Consider the following 16541-nt stretch of genomic DNA (forward strand, 5'->3'; position numbering starts at 1 on the left):
AGCGAAAAGCCACAGACAAGCCGCTGTTCCGCGCGGGTAATCCAGCAAAAGTCACATCTTTCAAAAGTCGATTTAGCGGTCCACGCTTGCGCCACATTCATCTCCCGTGCCAATGACTGCGCCATGACCGCTTTCAACTGGGAAGACCCGTTCGCAATCGACGGGCAGCTAACCGAAGACGAACGCATGATCCGCGACGCGGCGCATGCCTTCGCTCAATCCGAACTCCAGCCGCGCGTGATCGAAGCGTTCGAGGAAGAACGCGACGCGCCGGAGCTGTTCCCGCTGATGGGGCAAGCCGGCCTGCTGGGCGCAACAGTGCCCGAAGAATACGGCGGCGCCGGTGCCAGCTATGTGGCCTATGGCCTGATTGCCCGCGAAATCGAGCGAGTCGATTCGGGATACCGTTCGATGGCCAGCGTGCAATCGTCGCTGGTGATATATCCGATCCACGCATACGGATCGGAAGAACAGAAACGCAAGTATCTCCCCGGCCTCGCCAGCGGCCAGTTGATCGGCTGTTTCGGCCTGACCGAACCCGATGCCGGATCGGACCCCGGCTCTATGAAGACAGTCGCGAAGAAGGATGGCGACGGCTACATCCTCAACGGATCGAAGACCTGGATTTCGAACGCCCCCTTCGCAGACGTGTTCGTCGTCTGGGCCAAGAGCGAAGCGCATGGTGGCAAAATCCGCGGCTTCGTTCTGGAAAAGGGGATGGCAGGCCTGTCCGCCCCCAAGATCGGCCACAAACTCAGCTTGCGTGCCAGCACCACCGGGATGGTAGTGATGGAAGACGTGAAAGTGGGCGCCGATGCTCTGCTGCCCGATGTCGAAGGGCTGAAGGGGCCATTCGGTTGCCTCAACCGCGCGCGTTACGGCATCAGCTGGGGCGCGATGGGCGCAGCGGAGTTCTGCTTCCACGCGGCGCGGCAATATGGCCTCGATCGCAAGCAATTCGGCGTGCCGCTCGCTTCCAAGCAGATCTACCAACTCAAGCTGGCGAACATGATGACCGAGATTTCGCTCGGCCTGCAAGCGAGCCTACGCGTGGGCCGCCTGATGGACGAACACGCCTTCGCGCCGGAGATGATCTCCATCGTGAAGCGCAACAATGTCGGCAAGGCGCTCGATATCGCACGGATGGCGCGCGATATGCACGGCGGCAACGGCATTTCCGGCGAATATCAGGTGATCCGCCACATGGTGAACCTCGAAACGGTCAACACCTACGAAGGGACGCACGATGTGCACGCGCTGATCCTGGGCCGGGCGATCACGGGGATTGCCGCCTTCTGAGGGAACAAGCGCGCAATCATCGGGTTGGTTTCAGGTGAAACGATGGCTAGGGAGAGGGATATGAAGCTTCACGCCTACTTCCGCAGCTCGACCAGCTATCGCCTGCGTATCGCGCTCAACCTCAAGGGCCTCGATTACGAGATCGTGCCCGTCAACTTGCTGAAGGCAGAGCAGAAAGGCGATGCCTATCGCGCACGCAACCCATTTGGCGGCGTGCCAATGCTGGAAGCGGACGGGCGCGACCGCGCGCAATCGATGGCAGTGATCGAATGGCTCGACGAAGCCTATCCCGATCGCGCCTTGCTGCCTGCGGACGTAGAAGACCGCTTCACTGTGCGCGAACTGGCCTATGCCATCGCCACAGAGCTTCATGCCCCGCTGAATTCGCCGGTTCTCCAGTACCTGAAGGACGAATACGGTCAGGATCAGCACGGGATCGAAACCTGGTATCGTCACTGGCTAGCCAAGACGCTGATCCCGGTGGAAACGCGGTTGCAACAGCTGGGAGCGGGCGATTTCCTGCTCGATGCGCCGGGCATGTTCGAAGTCGTCCTGCTGCCGCAAGTCTATAACGCGCGCCGGTTCGGCTTCGATCTCAACACTATGCCGCGCATCGAGCAGATCGAAGCGGCGTGCCTTGCCCTGCCCGCCTTCGCTCGCGCGCATCCCGACAACCAACCCGATACACCCAGCCAATAAAGAAACGGAGACCCCCATATGAAACTCGCATCGCTGAAATCTGGCCGCGACGGGAAGCTGGTCGTCGTTTCGAAAGACGTGACCCGTTACAGCCCTGCCGATCATATCGCACCGACGATGCAATATGCGCTCGACAACTGGGCGCAGATCGCCCCCCAGCTGGAGGCGCTCTATCGCGATGTCGAACATCAGACGGTGCCATGCGAACGGTTCCACGAACACGATGCCGCCAGCCCGCTGCCGCGCGCCTATCAATGGGCCGATGGCAGCGCTTACATCAACCATGTCGAACTGGTGCGGCAGGCGCGCAATGCCACCGTGCCGGATAGCTTCTATCACGATCCGCTGATGTATCAGGGCGGCAGCGACGGCTTTCTCGCCCCGCGCGACCCCATTCCGCTGAAAGACACCGCCTGGGGATGCGACATGGAAGGCGAAATCGCGGTAGTAGTCGATGACGTGCCGATGGGGGTGTCCGTCGAAGAGGCCGCCGATCACATCAAGCTCATCATGCTGGTCAACGATGTCTCCCTGCGTGGCCTGATTCCGGGCGAGCTGGCCAAGGGATTCGGCTTCTTCCAGTCGAAACCCGCCAGCGCGTTCAGCCCGGTGGCGGTTACGCCCGATGAGCTGGGCGATGCGTGGAAAGACAGCGTGATCGATATGCCGCTGCTGGTCGATTACAATGGCGCGCCGTTCGGCCGCGCCAACGCGGCGCAGGAAGCGACCTTCAACCTCGCGCAGCTCGTCGCCCACGCCGCTAAGACGCGCAGCCTCTGCGCCGGGTCGATCATTGGATCGGGCACAGTCAGCAACAAGGGCGCAGACGGCGGCCCCGGCACGCCGGTCAGCGAAGGGGGTGCGGGCTATTCGTGCATTGCGGAAATCCGCATGATCGAAACGATCCGTGATGGCGAGGCGAGCACCCGCTTCATGGCACCGGGCGATACCGTTTCAATCGAAATGCGCGATGCCGATGGTCATTCGATTTTCGGCAAGATCGAACAAGAGGTTATCTCCGCCTGATCCGATCGCCTCCTTGCCGCTTGCCCCGCGCAGAAGATGCGGTATGGTTGCGGCATGCAACCCAGTTGCCCCGGCGGGATACCAACGATTCCGCCGGGTTGGAGGAGAGAGATCATGGCAACCCTTGCCGATGCCCCTGCCGCGGGCACCGATGATGCATTTCGCGAAGAAGTCCGCGCTTTTCTGGCCGAAAACTTCGCCCCTGAGCTGAAGGGCAACAACAACGCCCTGTCCGCTGTCGAAGGCCCGAGCACCGAAACCCCCGCGCAGAAGAAATGGCGCGAAGCGATGGGCGAGCGTGGCTGGGGCACACCCACCTGGCCGAAGGAATACGGCGGCGGCGGGCTAAGCCGCGCGCAGGCCAAAATCCTCAATGAAGAGATGATGAAAGCCGGGGCATGGAACCCTATCGGCGGAATGGGCGTGATGATGTTCGGCCCCACTCTGCTGGAATACGGCAGCGAAGCGCAGAAGCACGAGCATATCCCCCCTATCTGCCGCGGCGAAGTGCGCTGGTGTCAGGGATATTCGGAACCCAATGCCGGATCGGACCTGGCCAACCTGCAGGCCTTTGCTGAGGACAAGGGCGATCATTACCTCGTCAATGGCCAGAAGACATGGACCAGCGGCGGCCAGTGGGCCGACAAATGCTTCTGCCTTGTCCGCACCGATCGCAGCGACAAGCATAAAGGCATCAGCTTCCTGCTGATCGACATGGACGCACCCGGCGTCGAAGTCCGCCCAATCCAGATGATCAGCGGCGTCAGCCCGTTCTGCGAAACGTTCTTCACCGATGTGAAGGTGCCCAAGGAAAACCTGGTGGGCGAAGAAGGTCAGGGCTGGACCATTGGCAAGCGTCTGCTGCAGCACGAACGGACCAATATCTCGGGCGGCGGCAGCATGGCCCGGATGATGGGGCCCAGCGTAAGCGACATCGCCCGCGCCTATGGCGAAACCGACGCCGATGGCCGCATCGCGGACCCTGTCCTGCGCGACAAGATCGCCGATTACGAAATCCGCTGGAACACTTTCCTGCTCACGGCACGCCGTGCAGCGGAAGAAAGCAAGGCATCGGGCGGTGTTTCCGAAATCAGCTCTGTGCTCAAGAAACTCGGCACTAAGCTGGGTCAGGAACGCGCTGAGCTGACTATCGAGATCATGGGTCTGCAAGGGCTGGGCTGGGAAGGCGAAGGTTTTACGGAGAAAGAGCTGGAGGGCGTGCGCGGATGGCTCTTCGGCAAAGCCTTCACCATCTATGGCGGTTCGACCGAGATCCAGAACAACATCATCGCCAAGCGTGTGCTTGGTATGCTCGATCACCAGTAAGGGGGAGGACGATATTATGGCCGTTCTCAACGAAGAACAGGAAATGCTGCGCGACATGGCGCGCGACTGGGCAACCAACGAAAGTCCCGTATCGGCTTTCCGCAAGATGCGCGATAGCAAGCCCGATGAACGCTACCTCGCGGACACATGGTCTGCGATGGCAGCGATGGGCTGGGCCGGGATTGTCATCCCGGAAACCTATGGCGGCAGCGATTTCGGGTGGATGTCCGCCGGTCTCGTAGTCGAAGAGCTGGGCAAGACGCTGGCCGCCAGCCCGCTGACGATGACCACGCTGGCTGCAAGCGCCATCGTGCTGGGTGGCAGCGATGAGCAGAAAGCCAAATGGCTGCCCGCACTCGCAGCGGGCGAAAAGGTCGCCACGCTGGCCATCGACGAAGGCCCGCACCACGCGCCTGACAAGATCGCAGCGAGCGTATCGGGCGGAAAGCTGACCGGGACCAAGGCGTTCGTCCACGAAGCGCATGGGACCGACCTGTTCGTGGTCGCTGCGACCGACGGACTGTACCTCGTCGAAAAAGGCGACGGCGTCTCGCTATCCGGGCGCGCACTGACCGATCAGCGCAGCCACGCCAATGTCACGTTCGACGGTGCAGCGGCGGACAAACTGGCCAGCGGAGGAGACGACCTGCTCGATCAGATACTCGATCGGGCGCGTATCCTGACCGCCTGCGAAATGCTCGGCATGGCGCAACAGGTGTTCGACGTGACGCTCGACTATCTGAAGCAGCGTGTGCAGTTCAATCAGGTGCTGGCCACGTTCCAGGCGTTGCAGCATCGCATGGCCGACCTGTTTGCCGATCTCGCTCAGATGCGCTCTGCGGTAGAGGCCGGGCTGGAAGCGCTCGACAGCGGCCACGGTATTGGCCGGGCAGCGGCAATCGCCAAGGCGACGGCCAACGATGTACTGCACACAGTCAGCCGCGAAGGCATCCAGTTGCACGGCGGTATCGGAATGACCGACGAATACGACATCGGCTTCTATCTCAAACGCGCTCGTGTGCTCGAGGCGAGCTGGGGATCGAGCAGCCAGATGCGCGATCGCTTCGCCACTCTCAGCGGGTTCTGATTATCCGAAGGGTGGAGCGGCACCTGTTGCCGGAAAGCCCGTCAGGAATTCCCCGGCACTTCGGTGCCACAGCGAAGGGCCCGGCGAACAACGACGCCGGGCCCTTTCACGTTGTTGCTGATCAGATAAGGCTAACCGACCTCAGGCGGATCGCAGCTAAAGCCGGCACATAACACCCAGGCATACAGCTTGACTGCGACGGCAGGGTCGGTCTGGCGGCCCGCCCATTTGCGCGCTTCATAGGCAGCGTTCAGCGCTGGCATCAGCACATGACTGGCCAGAATCTGATCGACCGGGCGCACCGATCCATCGGCAATCCCGTCGGCCAGCATTCCGGCGAACCGCATCGCCAGACGGTTCGCCCGCAGGACCACGTCATCGCGCGCATCCTTCGGCAACGCCTGCAGCGCCGCTGTCCGCAGCAGTGGCATGGGATCGCGAAACTGCAGATCGATCGCTTCGGCCAATGCACTGGCTATCCGGCCCCAGCCATTGGCAGGCGCCCTTGCCGCAGCGAGTTGTATAGCCGACAGCCGGTCGTAACTGCGCGTGAAGCAATCGGCGACAAGATCGTCTTTCGCTTCGTGGTGGTGATAGAAACTGCCCTTGGTCACATTCAGTTCGGCTGCAATCCGATTGACCGATGCCCCGCGATAACCGCGCTGGTTGATCATCTCCGTCGCTGCGCGCATAAATGCGTCCAGCGTATCGCTATCGGCATTGTCACCGGTTCGCCAACCGCGATTATCGAGCGGAACAGGGTGCCAGTCGCCGGGCCGCACCGACAGACCGTGAGCGAATATATCGGACAGGCGCGCTTCGACCCGGTCGAAATCGCGGGTCGAATACTGTTCCGACCACACAGGCAACCAGAACATCGCTTCCATCAGCACGTGCGCCCGCGCTGTATCGAGCGAACGACGCATACCGGTGCGATCCTTGCCAAAGAACCCGCGCACGATCTCGATTATCCGGGCGTAGTGGGCCAGCAATGGCGCCTGCGCCTCTTCTTCCAGAGTGCGGATTTCCGAGAGGGCAGTGACCAGCCCCTTCTCCCCTTCGCGGACCCGCTGGCGCAGAGCGAAATGCGCGTGGATGAATGATCGCACCCGCGCTGCCGGGTTCGGTTCGGCAGCGGCAGTGCTGGCCGCCTGTTCGAGCCAGTCCAGCGTTTCCTCATACACCGCGCAGACCAGCTTGTCCTTGCGGTCGAAGTAGTAAGTGATGCTGGTGGCATTCAGCCCGACCGCCTGCGCCAGTTCGGCAAAGGTCATCCCCTTTACCCCTACTGCGTTAATCAGTGTGGAGGCCGCATGGATTACTTCATCGCGCCGCTTCCCGAAGCGGGCCGTCTCGCCGGAAACCCTTTCCGCACTATTGCCATCAGCGGCACTCATATATTTCTCCTACCGCCCGATCAGGCGGCAAACATCTTCTTCAATTCACTCTTGAGTATCTTGCCATTCGCATTGCGCGGCAAGATCGCCTCGCTGAAAATGATCCGAACCGGCACTTTAAAGCGCGCGAGCCGGTCAGCTACCCATTGCTGCAACTCGCTTTCGCTCGCCTGCTCGCCCGGCGCAAGATGGACCACAGCCGCCGGCTCCTCGCCCAGAGTGCGATGCGGGATACCGACCAGCGCCGCATCGGTAACAGCAGGATGATCGTAAAGCACGTTTTCCACTTCGGAAGAGTAGATATTCTCTCCCCCGCGCAGGATCATGTCTTTCGCTCTGTCAACGATATAGCAGAACCCCTCCTCATCGAGACGGGCCAGATCGCCGGTGCGAACCCACCCTTCCACGAACGTTTCTGCCGTGGCAGCGGGCCTGTTCCAGTACCCTTTCACCACCATAGGCCCCTTGGCCCACAGCTCTCCCACTTCCCCGCATGGCAATTCGCGCTTGCCTTCCGGGTCCATGATCCTGAGTTCGGCCACGGCGACTGGCGGGCCGCAACTGCTCGGCCGATTGAGATAATCTTCCCCTCCGTGGCTGGTGACAGTGGCCATCGTCTCGGTCATGCCCCAGCCATTGCCGGGCAGCGCCCCAAATTCAGTGTAGATGCGCCGCACCAGTTCCGGGGCGGAAGGAGCGCCGCCATAGGCGACCGCTTCGATGCTCGATAAATCGTAGTTCACGCGTTCGGGATGTTCGATCAATTGCCATGCAATCGTCGGCACACCGCCAGTGACGTTGACCCGCTCGCGTTCGATGATCGCGAACGCTTCCACCGGCTCCCACTTGTGCATGAACACCAGAGTATTACCAGCAGCAAGATTGCCCATCAGGCTGGCCGAACACGCCGTCACATGGAACAGGGGGATGACCAGCAGCCCGACCTTATGCGTCGGCTCCGGCGGCACTTCCCCGCGCCGCAGCGCGGCACAGGCCGCCGAATAGGCGCTGGAGAATATGTTGGTCAGCAAATTGCGATGCGTACCCAGTGCCCCCTTCGGCTTGCCTGTGGTCCCGCTGGTATAGAAGATAGTGGCTTCATCGTCGGGGGCGATATCGGCATCCGGCAGATCCGCGTCAGGCAGCGATGCCCACTCATCCGACGTACCAATAACCGCCTCCAGCGGCTCCGCCGGGCGATCCAGCATCGTTTCGGCCGATGAACGCGATACCAGCACATGTTCGAGGGCTGGCATTTCATCCCGATGCGGCAAGACTCTCTGCCACCGCTCTTCATCGCATATCAGCAGGCGCGCCCCTGAATCCGCAAGACCAAACGCCAATTCCGCGCCGGTCCACCATGCATTGAGCGGAACGCAAATCGCGCCCAAAGCCTCCGCAGCAAAGAATGCCACAGGCCATTCGGGCAGATTTCGCATGGCGAGCCCGACACGGTCGCCCTTCCCCACTTCACGATCGCGCATTTCCTGCGCCAGCCGCACGACCGCCCGATGAAAGGCATCATATGTGACACGCTCATTCTCATAGATCACGAATTCGCGCGCGCCATACGTGCGGGCAAGGGCCAGCAATGCGCGCAAATTATCCGGTGCGTTCTTCCACACACGGGTCGGCACCCCGCGGATCGCGATTGTTTCGGTTTCAAGTCGCTGGCCCGGCGCAGTCAAAATATCGCAGCACTGATCGTAAGAGCATGCAGGCCATCCGGCAGGCGGTGACCAGTCAACCGCCGACGCGAGACCGGTTGCAGGCGCCGTTTCCAGGCCCGATACAGGCATTGTCATTCTGGCATCCTCATGCTCTTGTTTGCCAGACACTACATCGCGCTGCATAATCCGTGCAAGCGATGAATCGCGCATTCGGAAAGAGTGGTATGCCTAAACTATGCTTCAGGCTTGTAAGCATTTCAGAATAGACGGTATGCATACCTAAAACCCCGTTCAAGCGTCGCCAACACGACTTTCGGAGAGAGGAAAACCCCATTGTTCGACCTGACCGACCCAGCCAGCCTTGGCTTTGCCCCCGATCGCCTTGCACGGATCGAACCGTTCCTGCGCGAAGCCTATATCGACAGCGGGAGGCTGCCGATGACGCAGTTGCTCGTCGCGCGCGATGGGCAGCCGGTGTATTACGGCAAGCTCGGCACGATGGGCGAAGGGCGCGGCGATTTGCGGGACGACGCGCTGTTTCGCATCGCATCGATGACCAAGCCGATCACTTCGATTGCGTTCATGCAACTGGTCGAACAATGCAAGGTTGCGCTGGAAGACCCGATTACCAAAGTATTTCCTGAATTTGCCAACCTTCAGGTCTATGCCGGCGGTGGTGGATCGATCCCCTTCATGCCGGGCCGCAATGCACCGCCGATCCGGTTCGTCGATCTGCTGACCCATATGTCCGGCTTCACATACGGACTGCAGAACCGCACCAACATCGATGCCGTTTATCGCGAGCACAATTTCGATTTCGCGCGCCGCCATCTCGATAGTGATGAATTCGTCGCGCGCCTGGCCAAACTGCCGCTGGAATTCGCACCGGGCGAGCGGTGGAACTATTCGGTTTCGACAGATGTGCTGGGCATCGCGGTGGAGCGTATTTCTGGCCAGCGACTGGGCGATTACTTCGCTGAACACATCTTCAAACCGCTGGGAATGGTGGACAGCGCATTCGGCGTTGCCGATGGCCAGAGCGAACGGCTTGTCGATGCATTTCAATATGTTCCGAATGCTGCGCCGCAGTTGTTCGACGCTGGTATCGGCAGCAGCCTTGCCAAGCCGGGCCGGTTCGACAGCGGAGGCGGCGGGCTGGTCAGCACGATCGCCGATTATCACCGGTTCTGCGCGATGCTGGTCAACGGCGGAGAACTCGACGGAGCGCGCATCGTCAGCCCCAAGACGCTGGCATTGATGACGGCCAATCACTTGCCCGGCGGGGCGGACCTGACACAACTGTCGCAGAGCATGTTTTCGGAAAGCCAGAACGCAGGCGTCGGCTTCGGCCTCGGTTTCGCGTGCGTGATCGACGCTGCCAAGACATTGATGCCAACCAGTAAAGGCGAATATTACTGGGGTGGCGCCTATTCGACTGCGTTCTTCATCGATCCGGTGGAAGCGATCACTATGGTGTTCATGACGCAGGTTTATCCATCCAGCGTCTATCCCATTCGCCGCCAGCTCAAGACCCTGATTTATTCCGCACTGGCCGACGGCCGCGCCTGAGGAGAGAACAATGACCAATCCGATTTCCACTGTGCACGATGGCGATGTCCTCGTCGTCGTTTCGAACAATCCTCCGGTCAACGCACTGGGTCAGGCGGTGCGCGCCGGGTTGCAGGACGCCATTGCTCAGGGGCTGGCCGACGACAGCGTGAAAGCCATCGTAATTCGTTGTGATGGCCGCACTTTCTTTGCCGGAGCCGATATCACGGAGTTCGGCAAGCCACCCGTCGGGCCGAACCTTCCCGAAGTGCTGGACGCCATTGAAGCGAGCGACAAGCCGGTCGTCGCGGCGATCCAGGGCACGGCGCTGGGCGGCGGCTGCGAAGTCGCGCTCGCGTGCCATTATCGCGTTGCTGTGCCGAGTGCGAAAGTCGGCCTGCCCGAAGTGAAGCTGGGCCTGATCCCCGGTGCAGCGGGCACACAGCGCCTGCCGCGTCTGGTCGGGGCAGAGGCAGCGCTGCCGATGGTCGCGATTGGCAATCCGATTTCCGCCAGCAAGGCGAAGTCTATCGGCTTAGTCGATGAAATCGTTGGCGAAGATAGTCTTGCCGCCGATGCCATCGCGTTCGCTCGGGGCAAAGTCGGGCAACCGATCCCGCGCACATCGGAGGGCACCGCCAATCAGGACGGCGTGAAAAACCCGGCGATCTTCGACGAATTCCGCGCCAAAAACGGGCGCAAGATGCGCGGCTTCGACGCGCCGAATGCAGCCATCGAAGCCGTCAGACTGGCGGGAGAACTGCCCTATTCCGAAGGGGTTAAGAAGGAGCGGGAGCTATTCACCAAGCTGATGACCGGCACCCAGTCGGCAGCGATGCGTCACTATTTCTTTGCTGAGCGTGCTGCGAACAAGATCGACGATGTGCCCGGCGATACCCCGCTGATACCCATCGCCAAAGTGGGCGTGATCGGTGCCGGGACGATGGGCGGCGGGATCGCGATGAACTTCCTATCCGCCGGAATTCCTGTGACAATTCTGGAAATGCAGCAGGAGGCGCTGGACCGTGGCGTGGGCGTCATCCGCAAGAATTACGAAAACACCGCAAAACGCGGGCGGATGAGCGCGGAGCAGGTCGAGGCGGCGATGGGTAACCTGTCGACCACCTTGGAATACAATGACCTGGCCGATTGCGATCTGGTGATCGAGGCCGTCTATGAAAACATGGATGTGAAGAAGGAGGTGTTCGGCAAGCTCGATACCGTTGTAAAACAAGGCGCAATTCTTGCGTCCAACACCAGCTACCTGAACGTGAACGAGATTGCCGCGGCGACCAGTCGGCCCGGTTATGTGCTGGGCCTGCACTTTTTCTCGCCCGCCAATGTCATGAAATTGCTGGAAATTGTCCGTGGAGCGGAGACCCGGCACGATGTCCTGGCCACTGCGATGAAGCTGTCGAAGAAGATCGGCAAGGTCGCTGTGGTCGCTGGCGTATGCCACGGTTTCATCGGCAATCGTATGCTCAGCCCGCGTCAGGAACAGGCCAATGCGCTGATTATGGAAGGCGCAAACTATTGGGAAGTCGACGAAGTTCTGCTCGACTTCGGGTTCCCGATGGGGCCGTTTCAGATGGCCGATCTGGCCGGGATCGACATCGGCTGGCACCGCGATCCGAGCAAGGTGACGACTTTGCGCGAGGCGTTGTGCGCGGCGGGCCGGTTCGGGCAGAAGAACGGTAAGGGCTTCTATGATTACGATGAATCCCGCAATCGCACCCCTTCGGACGAAGTCAGGGCACTGATCGCGGAATTCGCGGCGAAGTCGGGCACCCCACAGCGCGAGATTTCGAAGGACGAGATCAAAGAACGCCTGCTTTATCCGATGGTTAACGAAGGCGCGATGATCCTCGACGAAGGCATGGCCCAGCGCGCAAGCGACATCGATGTGGTGTGGATCAACGGCTATGGCTGGCCGCTCTATACCGGTGGACCGATGTTCTGGGCCGACACCGTAGGTCTGGCTAACATCGTGTCAGGATTGGAAAAATATGGCCTGCCAGTGTGCGATTACCTGCGCGGCAAGGCCGAGCGGGGCGAGAGGTTCAACGGCTGATCGCTGAACCGCGCCGCTGAGGCATAGAGATGAGGCCGGGCTCCGGGTATGGGGCCCGGCCTTGCAGTTGCCGAGCGGCGCGCCGATCACCTGTATTATACACCCCCTTCACCTCCTTATATGCGCCGTAAGTGAATCGCGGCGTCCACGCCGTACCGGCCTATCCAGCGCAATCGGCACCATTGCCGCGGTGCAATTTTTCATCTTTAAATCATGATATTACGGGCACACCAGCGGCACCCCGCAACGCCCGTTCCGGCGCCGCGCGCGGGTGATCGCACGCACAGAATTTTCGATTCACCTGCCACAATGGCGCAATTTCACCACATAGCGTGCCGCCCCACCCTGAAAGCCCCACGCTTTTGACAAGTAAGCCGCCAAAACCGGAAATCGGCAGGCAAACGGTCGAAAACTCACCTCCGAAAAGGCCCGAAATCACCGCAGCACCAAAACAGGCAGTCCGCCGGATTTCGAAGCGCCATTCGCCGTGCATGGGCGCGGCGCTCTATGCCGGGCATCTGGCCAGTCACGCGGCCTTGCCACAGGGCGCATAGTGTCAGGCCTTTCACGCGCGCCGCCCGCATGGCGGCGCACCAACCGCGCGTAAACCGCGTTGAAACCCCGCCGCCATGCTGCCATAGCGCGCGCCCCTCCCCCTTCACCGCGTTGCAGGAAAGCTCCCTTATGGCCGCGCCATCGCCATCCGCCCGATCGCTGGGCATCGATTTCGGGACCAGCAATTCGGTCGTCGCACAGGCCACTGGCGAAGGCGTGCAACTGCACGATTTCGCTGCGCCGGGCGGCGAAGCGATCAACGTGTTCCGTTCCGCGCTGTGTTTCTGGGAAGAACCGCAGGCGCGCAGCGGTCTGGGGCACGAAGCGGGTCCGTGGGCGATTGCCGAATTCCTCGACTTTCCAGCGGGATCGCGATTTCTGCAATCGTTCAAATCGGTCGCCGCCAGTGCCTCTTTCGACAGCGCCAGCCTGTTTGCCCGCCGGATGAAGTTCGAAGAACTGGGCCAGACATTCCTCTCGCACCTGTTGCAGCATGGCCAGTTGAAGACCGCCGATCTGCCCGAACGGATCGTCGTCGGCCGCCCGGTGCACTATGCCGGGTCAAACCCCGATGCGGCACTGGCACGGGCGCGATACGATGCGATGTTCGCCATGCTGGGGCGGCCAGTGCAATACGTGTACGAACCGCTGGGGGCAGCTTATGGCTTTGCCATGCGGCAGACGCAGGCCGCCACGCTGCTGGTGGCCGATTTCGGCGGGGGCACCAGCGACTTTTCCATCGTGCGGATCGAACCGCCCGGTGCGGAGACCCGCTGCACCCCACTTGGCTCTGCCGGGATCGGCATCGCAGGCGACCGGTTCGATTACCGCATCCTCGACCATCTGGTGCTGCCGATGCTGGGTAAAGGCGGGACGTATGCGAATTTCGGCAAAGTGCTGGAGATTCCGCCCAGTTATTACGACGGTTTCCGCGACTGGTCGAAACTGGCGCTGATGCACAACCGCAAGACGCTGGACGAACTGGCGCGGCTGCATCGCGCCGCCACCGATCCCGCCGCGATTGCCCGGATGATCGCTGTGGTCGAACACGAACTCGGCCACGGCCTGTATGAAGCGGTCGGCGATCTGAAACGCAGCCTGTCTGGTGCGGACGAAGGGCAGTTCCGCTTCGAAAGCGAAGACCTGTCGATCGAACAGACCGTCAGCCGCGCCGATTTCGAACACTGGATCGCCCCCGACCTCGCCCGGATCAGCGAAACGCTCGACCGCGCGCTGGTCAACGCGCGGATGGAGGCGGACGACATCGATCTGGTGTTCCTGACCGGCGGTTCCTCGCTGATCCCCGCAGTGCGCGCTCTGTTCGCCCGGCGTTTCGGCAACGACAGACTGGCCAGCGGCGAAGAACTGACCTCGATCGCCTACGGCCTCGCGCAGATCGGACTGGATGCAGACATGGACCAGTGGATCGCGCCGGAACCGGCGACGGTATGAGGAGTATTGCCGCGGTTGCGGTGACGGAGGGGGTGAGCCGGGGTCCAGCTTCTGCTGACGCCGCGCCCGAAGAAAAGCGGGGCCCCGGATCGGGTCCGGGGCGACGGTACGCTATATTGCGGGTGGGAGAGAGTATGGCGATTGCTCGCCAAATCGCTGCGCTGCATCTTGTCCGCACATCAGGCTCAGGACCTACTCCGCACCCAGTCCGCCATCGTGCAACGTAAGCCGCGCGCGCAGGCCGCCCAGCGGGCTGTCCTCCAGCGTCATGCAGTCGGCTGAGCCAGAGAGAGCGCGCTGGATGAAGGCGAGGCCCAGTCCCGCGCCTTGAGCCAGCGCTCCATCGTCCCCAGGCCCTTCCCCACCGGCAAGCGCCAGTTTGCGAAACGGCTGCAGAGCATCGGCGCGTTGTTCGGCGGGGATGCCGGGGCCATCGTCGTCCACGCATATCTCCGCGTATCGATTGGCTTCTCCACTCAGGCGGAGTTCGATCCGGGAGGCATAGCGGCGGGCATTGTCGATCAGGTTTTGCAGCATCCGGGCCAGCAATATCGGGCGGGTATGCAGGATCAGGCTGGGCGGCCCGCGAAAGCGGATGTCTGCCCCCTGATCCGCGGTGTCGTCTGCGATTGCGGCGAGCATGGCGGCGACATCGATCAGGCGCGGTTCCTCGTCCGCGCCACTGCGGACATAGGCCAGCGCGCCATCGATGAAGCGGTCCATAGCGGCCAGTTCCTGTTCGATCGCGGCCCCGGCTGCGGCATCGTCCAGCATAGCGGCGCGCAGCTTCGCGCGCTGGATAGGGGTCCGCAAGTCGTGCGATACCGCGATCAGCGCTTGCGTATTATCGTCCATCGCCGCGATCAGCCGCGCCTGCATCGCACTGAACGCATGGGCCAGTTGCCGCACTTCGCGGGGGCCATCGGGAACGATGGCGTGGGTGTGATCGCGCCCCGTCTCATCCGCCGCCATCGCCAGATCGCGCAACGGGCGGAGCAGCGCCCGCACCAGCACCATCGCCAACCCGAACACAGCCACCAGCAGCAATATGTGCAACAAGGACACCAGCCACAGCGGAGGCGGGCCACGGAGGTAGCGGTTGACCCGGAACGACAGGAAACTGCCGTCGTCCAAAGCGATCAGCCCGACCAGATCGTGCTGTCGGCCATCGCGCCCCGGCATCAGGCTCAGCCGCATTTCCCGGTCGCGCAGCCGGTCGTCCGCCTGCATCAGACGCGCACGCATCGCCGCCAGCCGCGCATTTGCCGCGCTGTGATCGGTGATGATGGTGTTGGGCACCCAGTTCAGAGCCAGCGCCTGTCCGGCCGGTCCCTTTGCAGCCAGATCGTCTATCGCCGCGGATCTGCGCGGGAGCGGTGCTGTCTCTGCGATCTGCACCGCATCGGCAATCTCGCGGGCGATCGACTGCGTGCGGGCAGCATCCACCAGTTCGCGATCCTGCCACTGATGGAGCGCCACGATGCCCAACAGTTCCAGCAGGATCGCCGCCGTCAGGACGAGAGCGATGCGTCCCATCATTCCGGCCATCATTCCGGCCATCATTCCGCTCCGCGGGCGGAGAGTGGAGGAGCCGCGCTCAGTCAGGATGCATCCAGTTCCGCGCAAAACACGTATCCCACGCCGCGCACCGTGCGGATCAATGGCTGGGAGCGACGATCCCCGCCAAGCTTGCCGCGCAAACGGCTGACCAGCACATCGATGCTGCGATCCCCGGAATGCGATAGCCGGTTGTGGACCAGCTCCATCAACCGTTCGCGGCTGATCGCCCGCTGGGCATGGCGCAACAACGCCAGCAGCAATTCGTGTTCCGCCGCGGTCAGGCTCACCTGTGCGCCGCTGGGTGCGATCAGTTCGCGCCGCCGCGGGAAGAACTGCCACCCTTCGAAGCGGTAACACTCGGGCGTAGCGATTTCGGCAGGGATGCGGTTTTCCCGGCCACGGCGCAGCGCGGCGCGAATGCGCGCCAGCAATTCCAGCCGGCTGAACGGCTTGGGCACATAGTCGTCCGCCCCGCAATCCAGCCCCGTCACACGATCGGATTCCTGCCCGCGCGCGCTGACCATGATGATTGGCACCTGACTGGTTTCGCGGATGCGCTGGCACAAAGTCAGCCCGTCTTCCCCCGGCAACATGATGTCCAGCAGGATCAGATCGACAGGCCGGTCATCCGGGTGCATGATTATCTGCGACAGCGCAGCGCCATCGCACACCCCTGTCGCGTCATAACCGTGTTCGCCCAGCAAGCGGGTCAGCAACGCGCGCAGCGGCGCATCGTCTTCCACCACCACGATATGCGCGGGCCGCGTCATGCCTGCGCCCCCGCGTGGCCAGGCCGCGAAGAGATGCCGTTCTGCCCGTTCGGCATGCCGATCCCCTGCGCCAACTGTAAC

12 protein-coding genes are annotated in these 16541 nt (G+C 61.9%); 8 read left to right on the top strand and 4 right to left on the bottom strand.

Annotated features, from left to right (window positions below):
* Positions 1-123 precede the first annotated feature (123 nt).
* The 5 genes from CV013_RS11670 (at position 124) to CV013_RS11690 (ending at position 5437) form a co-directional block, all read left to right on the top strand.
* Entirely contained in the window at positions 124-1299 is a 1176-nt protein-coding gene (locus CV013_RS11670) for an acyl-CoA dehydrogenase (protein WP_102155822.1), read from the top strand.
* Between the two features lie 60 nt (positions 1300-1359).
* Positions 1360-1998, top strand: coding sequence for a maleylacetoacetate isomerase (maiA, locus tag CV013_RS11675; protein ID WP_102155824.1), 639 nt, complete (start codon positions 1360-1362; stop codon positions 1996-1998).
* An 18-nt stretch (positions 1999-2016) separates the two neighbouring features.
* A complete protein-coding gene (locus CV013_RS11680) occupies positions 2017-3024 on the top strand; it encodes a fumarylacetoacetate hydrolase family protein (protein ID WP_102155826.1) in 1008 nt (335 codons plus the stop codon).
* 114 nt (positions 3025-3138) lie between these two features.
* Entirely contained in the window at positions 3139-4350 is a 1212-nt protein-coding gene (locus tag CV013_RS11685; RefSeq protein ID WP_102155828.1) for an acyl-CoA dehydrogenase family protein, read from the top strand.
* A gap of 16 nt (positions 4351-4366) precedes the next feature.
* Positions 4367-5437, top strand: a complete 1071-nt coding sequence (locus tag CV013_RS11690; protein ID WP_102155830.1) for an acyl-CoA dehydrogenase family protein — start codon at positions 4367-4369, stop codon at positions 5435-5437.
* A 131-nt stretch (positions 5438-5568) separates the two neighbouring features.
* Here the strand turns inward: CV013_RS11690 and CV013_RS11695 are convergent, their stop codons facing one another.
* Both CV013_RS11695 and CV013_RS11700 read right to left on the bottom strand, forming a co-directional pair.
* Complete coding sequence (locus tag CV013_RS11695) at positions 5569-6834, bottom strand: TetR/AcrR family transcriptional regulator (RefSeq protein WP_102155832.1); 1266 nt, start codon at positions 6832-6834, stop codon at positions 5569-5571.
* Positions 6835-6854: 20 nt separating this feature from the next.
* A complete protein-coding gene (locus CV013_RS11700) occupies positions 6855-8639 on the bottom strand; it encodes a class I adenylate-forming enzyme family protein (protein ID WP_223805202.1) in 1785 nt (594 codons plus the stop codon).
* 198 nt (positions 8640-8837) lie between these two features.
* Between CV013_RS11700 and CV013_RS11705 the strand changes: the two genes are divergently transcribed.
* The 3 genes from CV013_RS11705 (at position 8838) to CV013_RS11720 (ending at position 14130) form a co-directional block, all read left to right on the top strand.
* On the top strand, positions 8838-10073 hold the full coding sequence (locus CV013_RS11705) for a serine hydrolase domain-containing protein (RefSeq protein ID WP_102155834.1): 1236 nt from the start codon (positions 8838-8840) through the stop codon (positions 10071-10073).
* Positions 10074-10083: 10 nt separating this feature from the next.
* Positions 10084-12123: a 3-hydroxyacyl-CoA dehydrogenase NAD-binding domain-containing protein gene (locus CV013_RS11710; RefSeq protein WP_102155836.1), complete on the top strand. Its 2040-nt coding sequence runs from the start codon at positions 10084-10086 to the stop codon at positions 12121-12123.
* A 684-nt stretch (positions 12124-12807) separates the two neighbouring features.
* A complete protein-coding gene (locus CV013_RS11720) occupies positions 12808-14130 on the top strand; it encodes an Hsp70 family protein (protein ID WP_102155841.1) in 1323 nt (440 codons plus the stop codon).
* A gap of 192 nt (positions 14131-14322) precedes the next feature.
* Here CV013_RS11720 and CV013_RS11725 read toward each other — a convergent pair whose 3' ends face one another.
* Together CV013_RS11725 and CV013_RS11730 are read right to left on the bottom strand one after the other, a co-directional pair.
* Entirely contained in the window at positions 14323-15690 is a 1368-nt protein-coding gene (locus CV013_RS11725; RefSeq protein WP_198591864.1) for an ATP-binding protein, read from the bottom strand.
* Between the two features lie 41 nt (positions 15691-15731).
* Positions 15732-16460 (bottom strand): response regulator, encoded by a 729-nt coding sequence (locus CV013_RS11730; RefSeq protein WP_102155975.1) that lies wholly within the window; start codon positions 16458-16460, stop codon positions 15732-15734.
* Positions 16461-16541 lie beyond the last annotated feature (81 nt).

This window comes from Tsuneonella flava, from assembly GCF_002870965.1.
Taxonomy (GTDB): domain Bacteria; phylum Pseudomonadota; class Alphaproteobacteria; order Sphingomonadales; family Sphingomonadaceae; genus Tsuneonella; species Tsuneonella flava.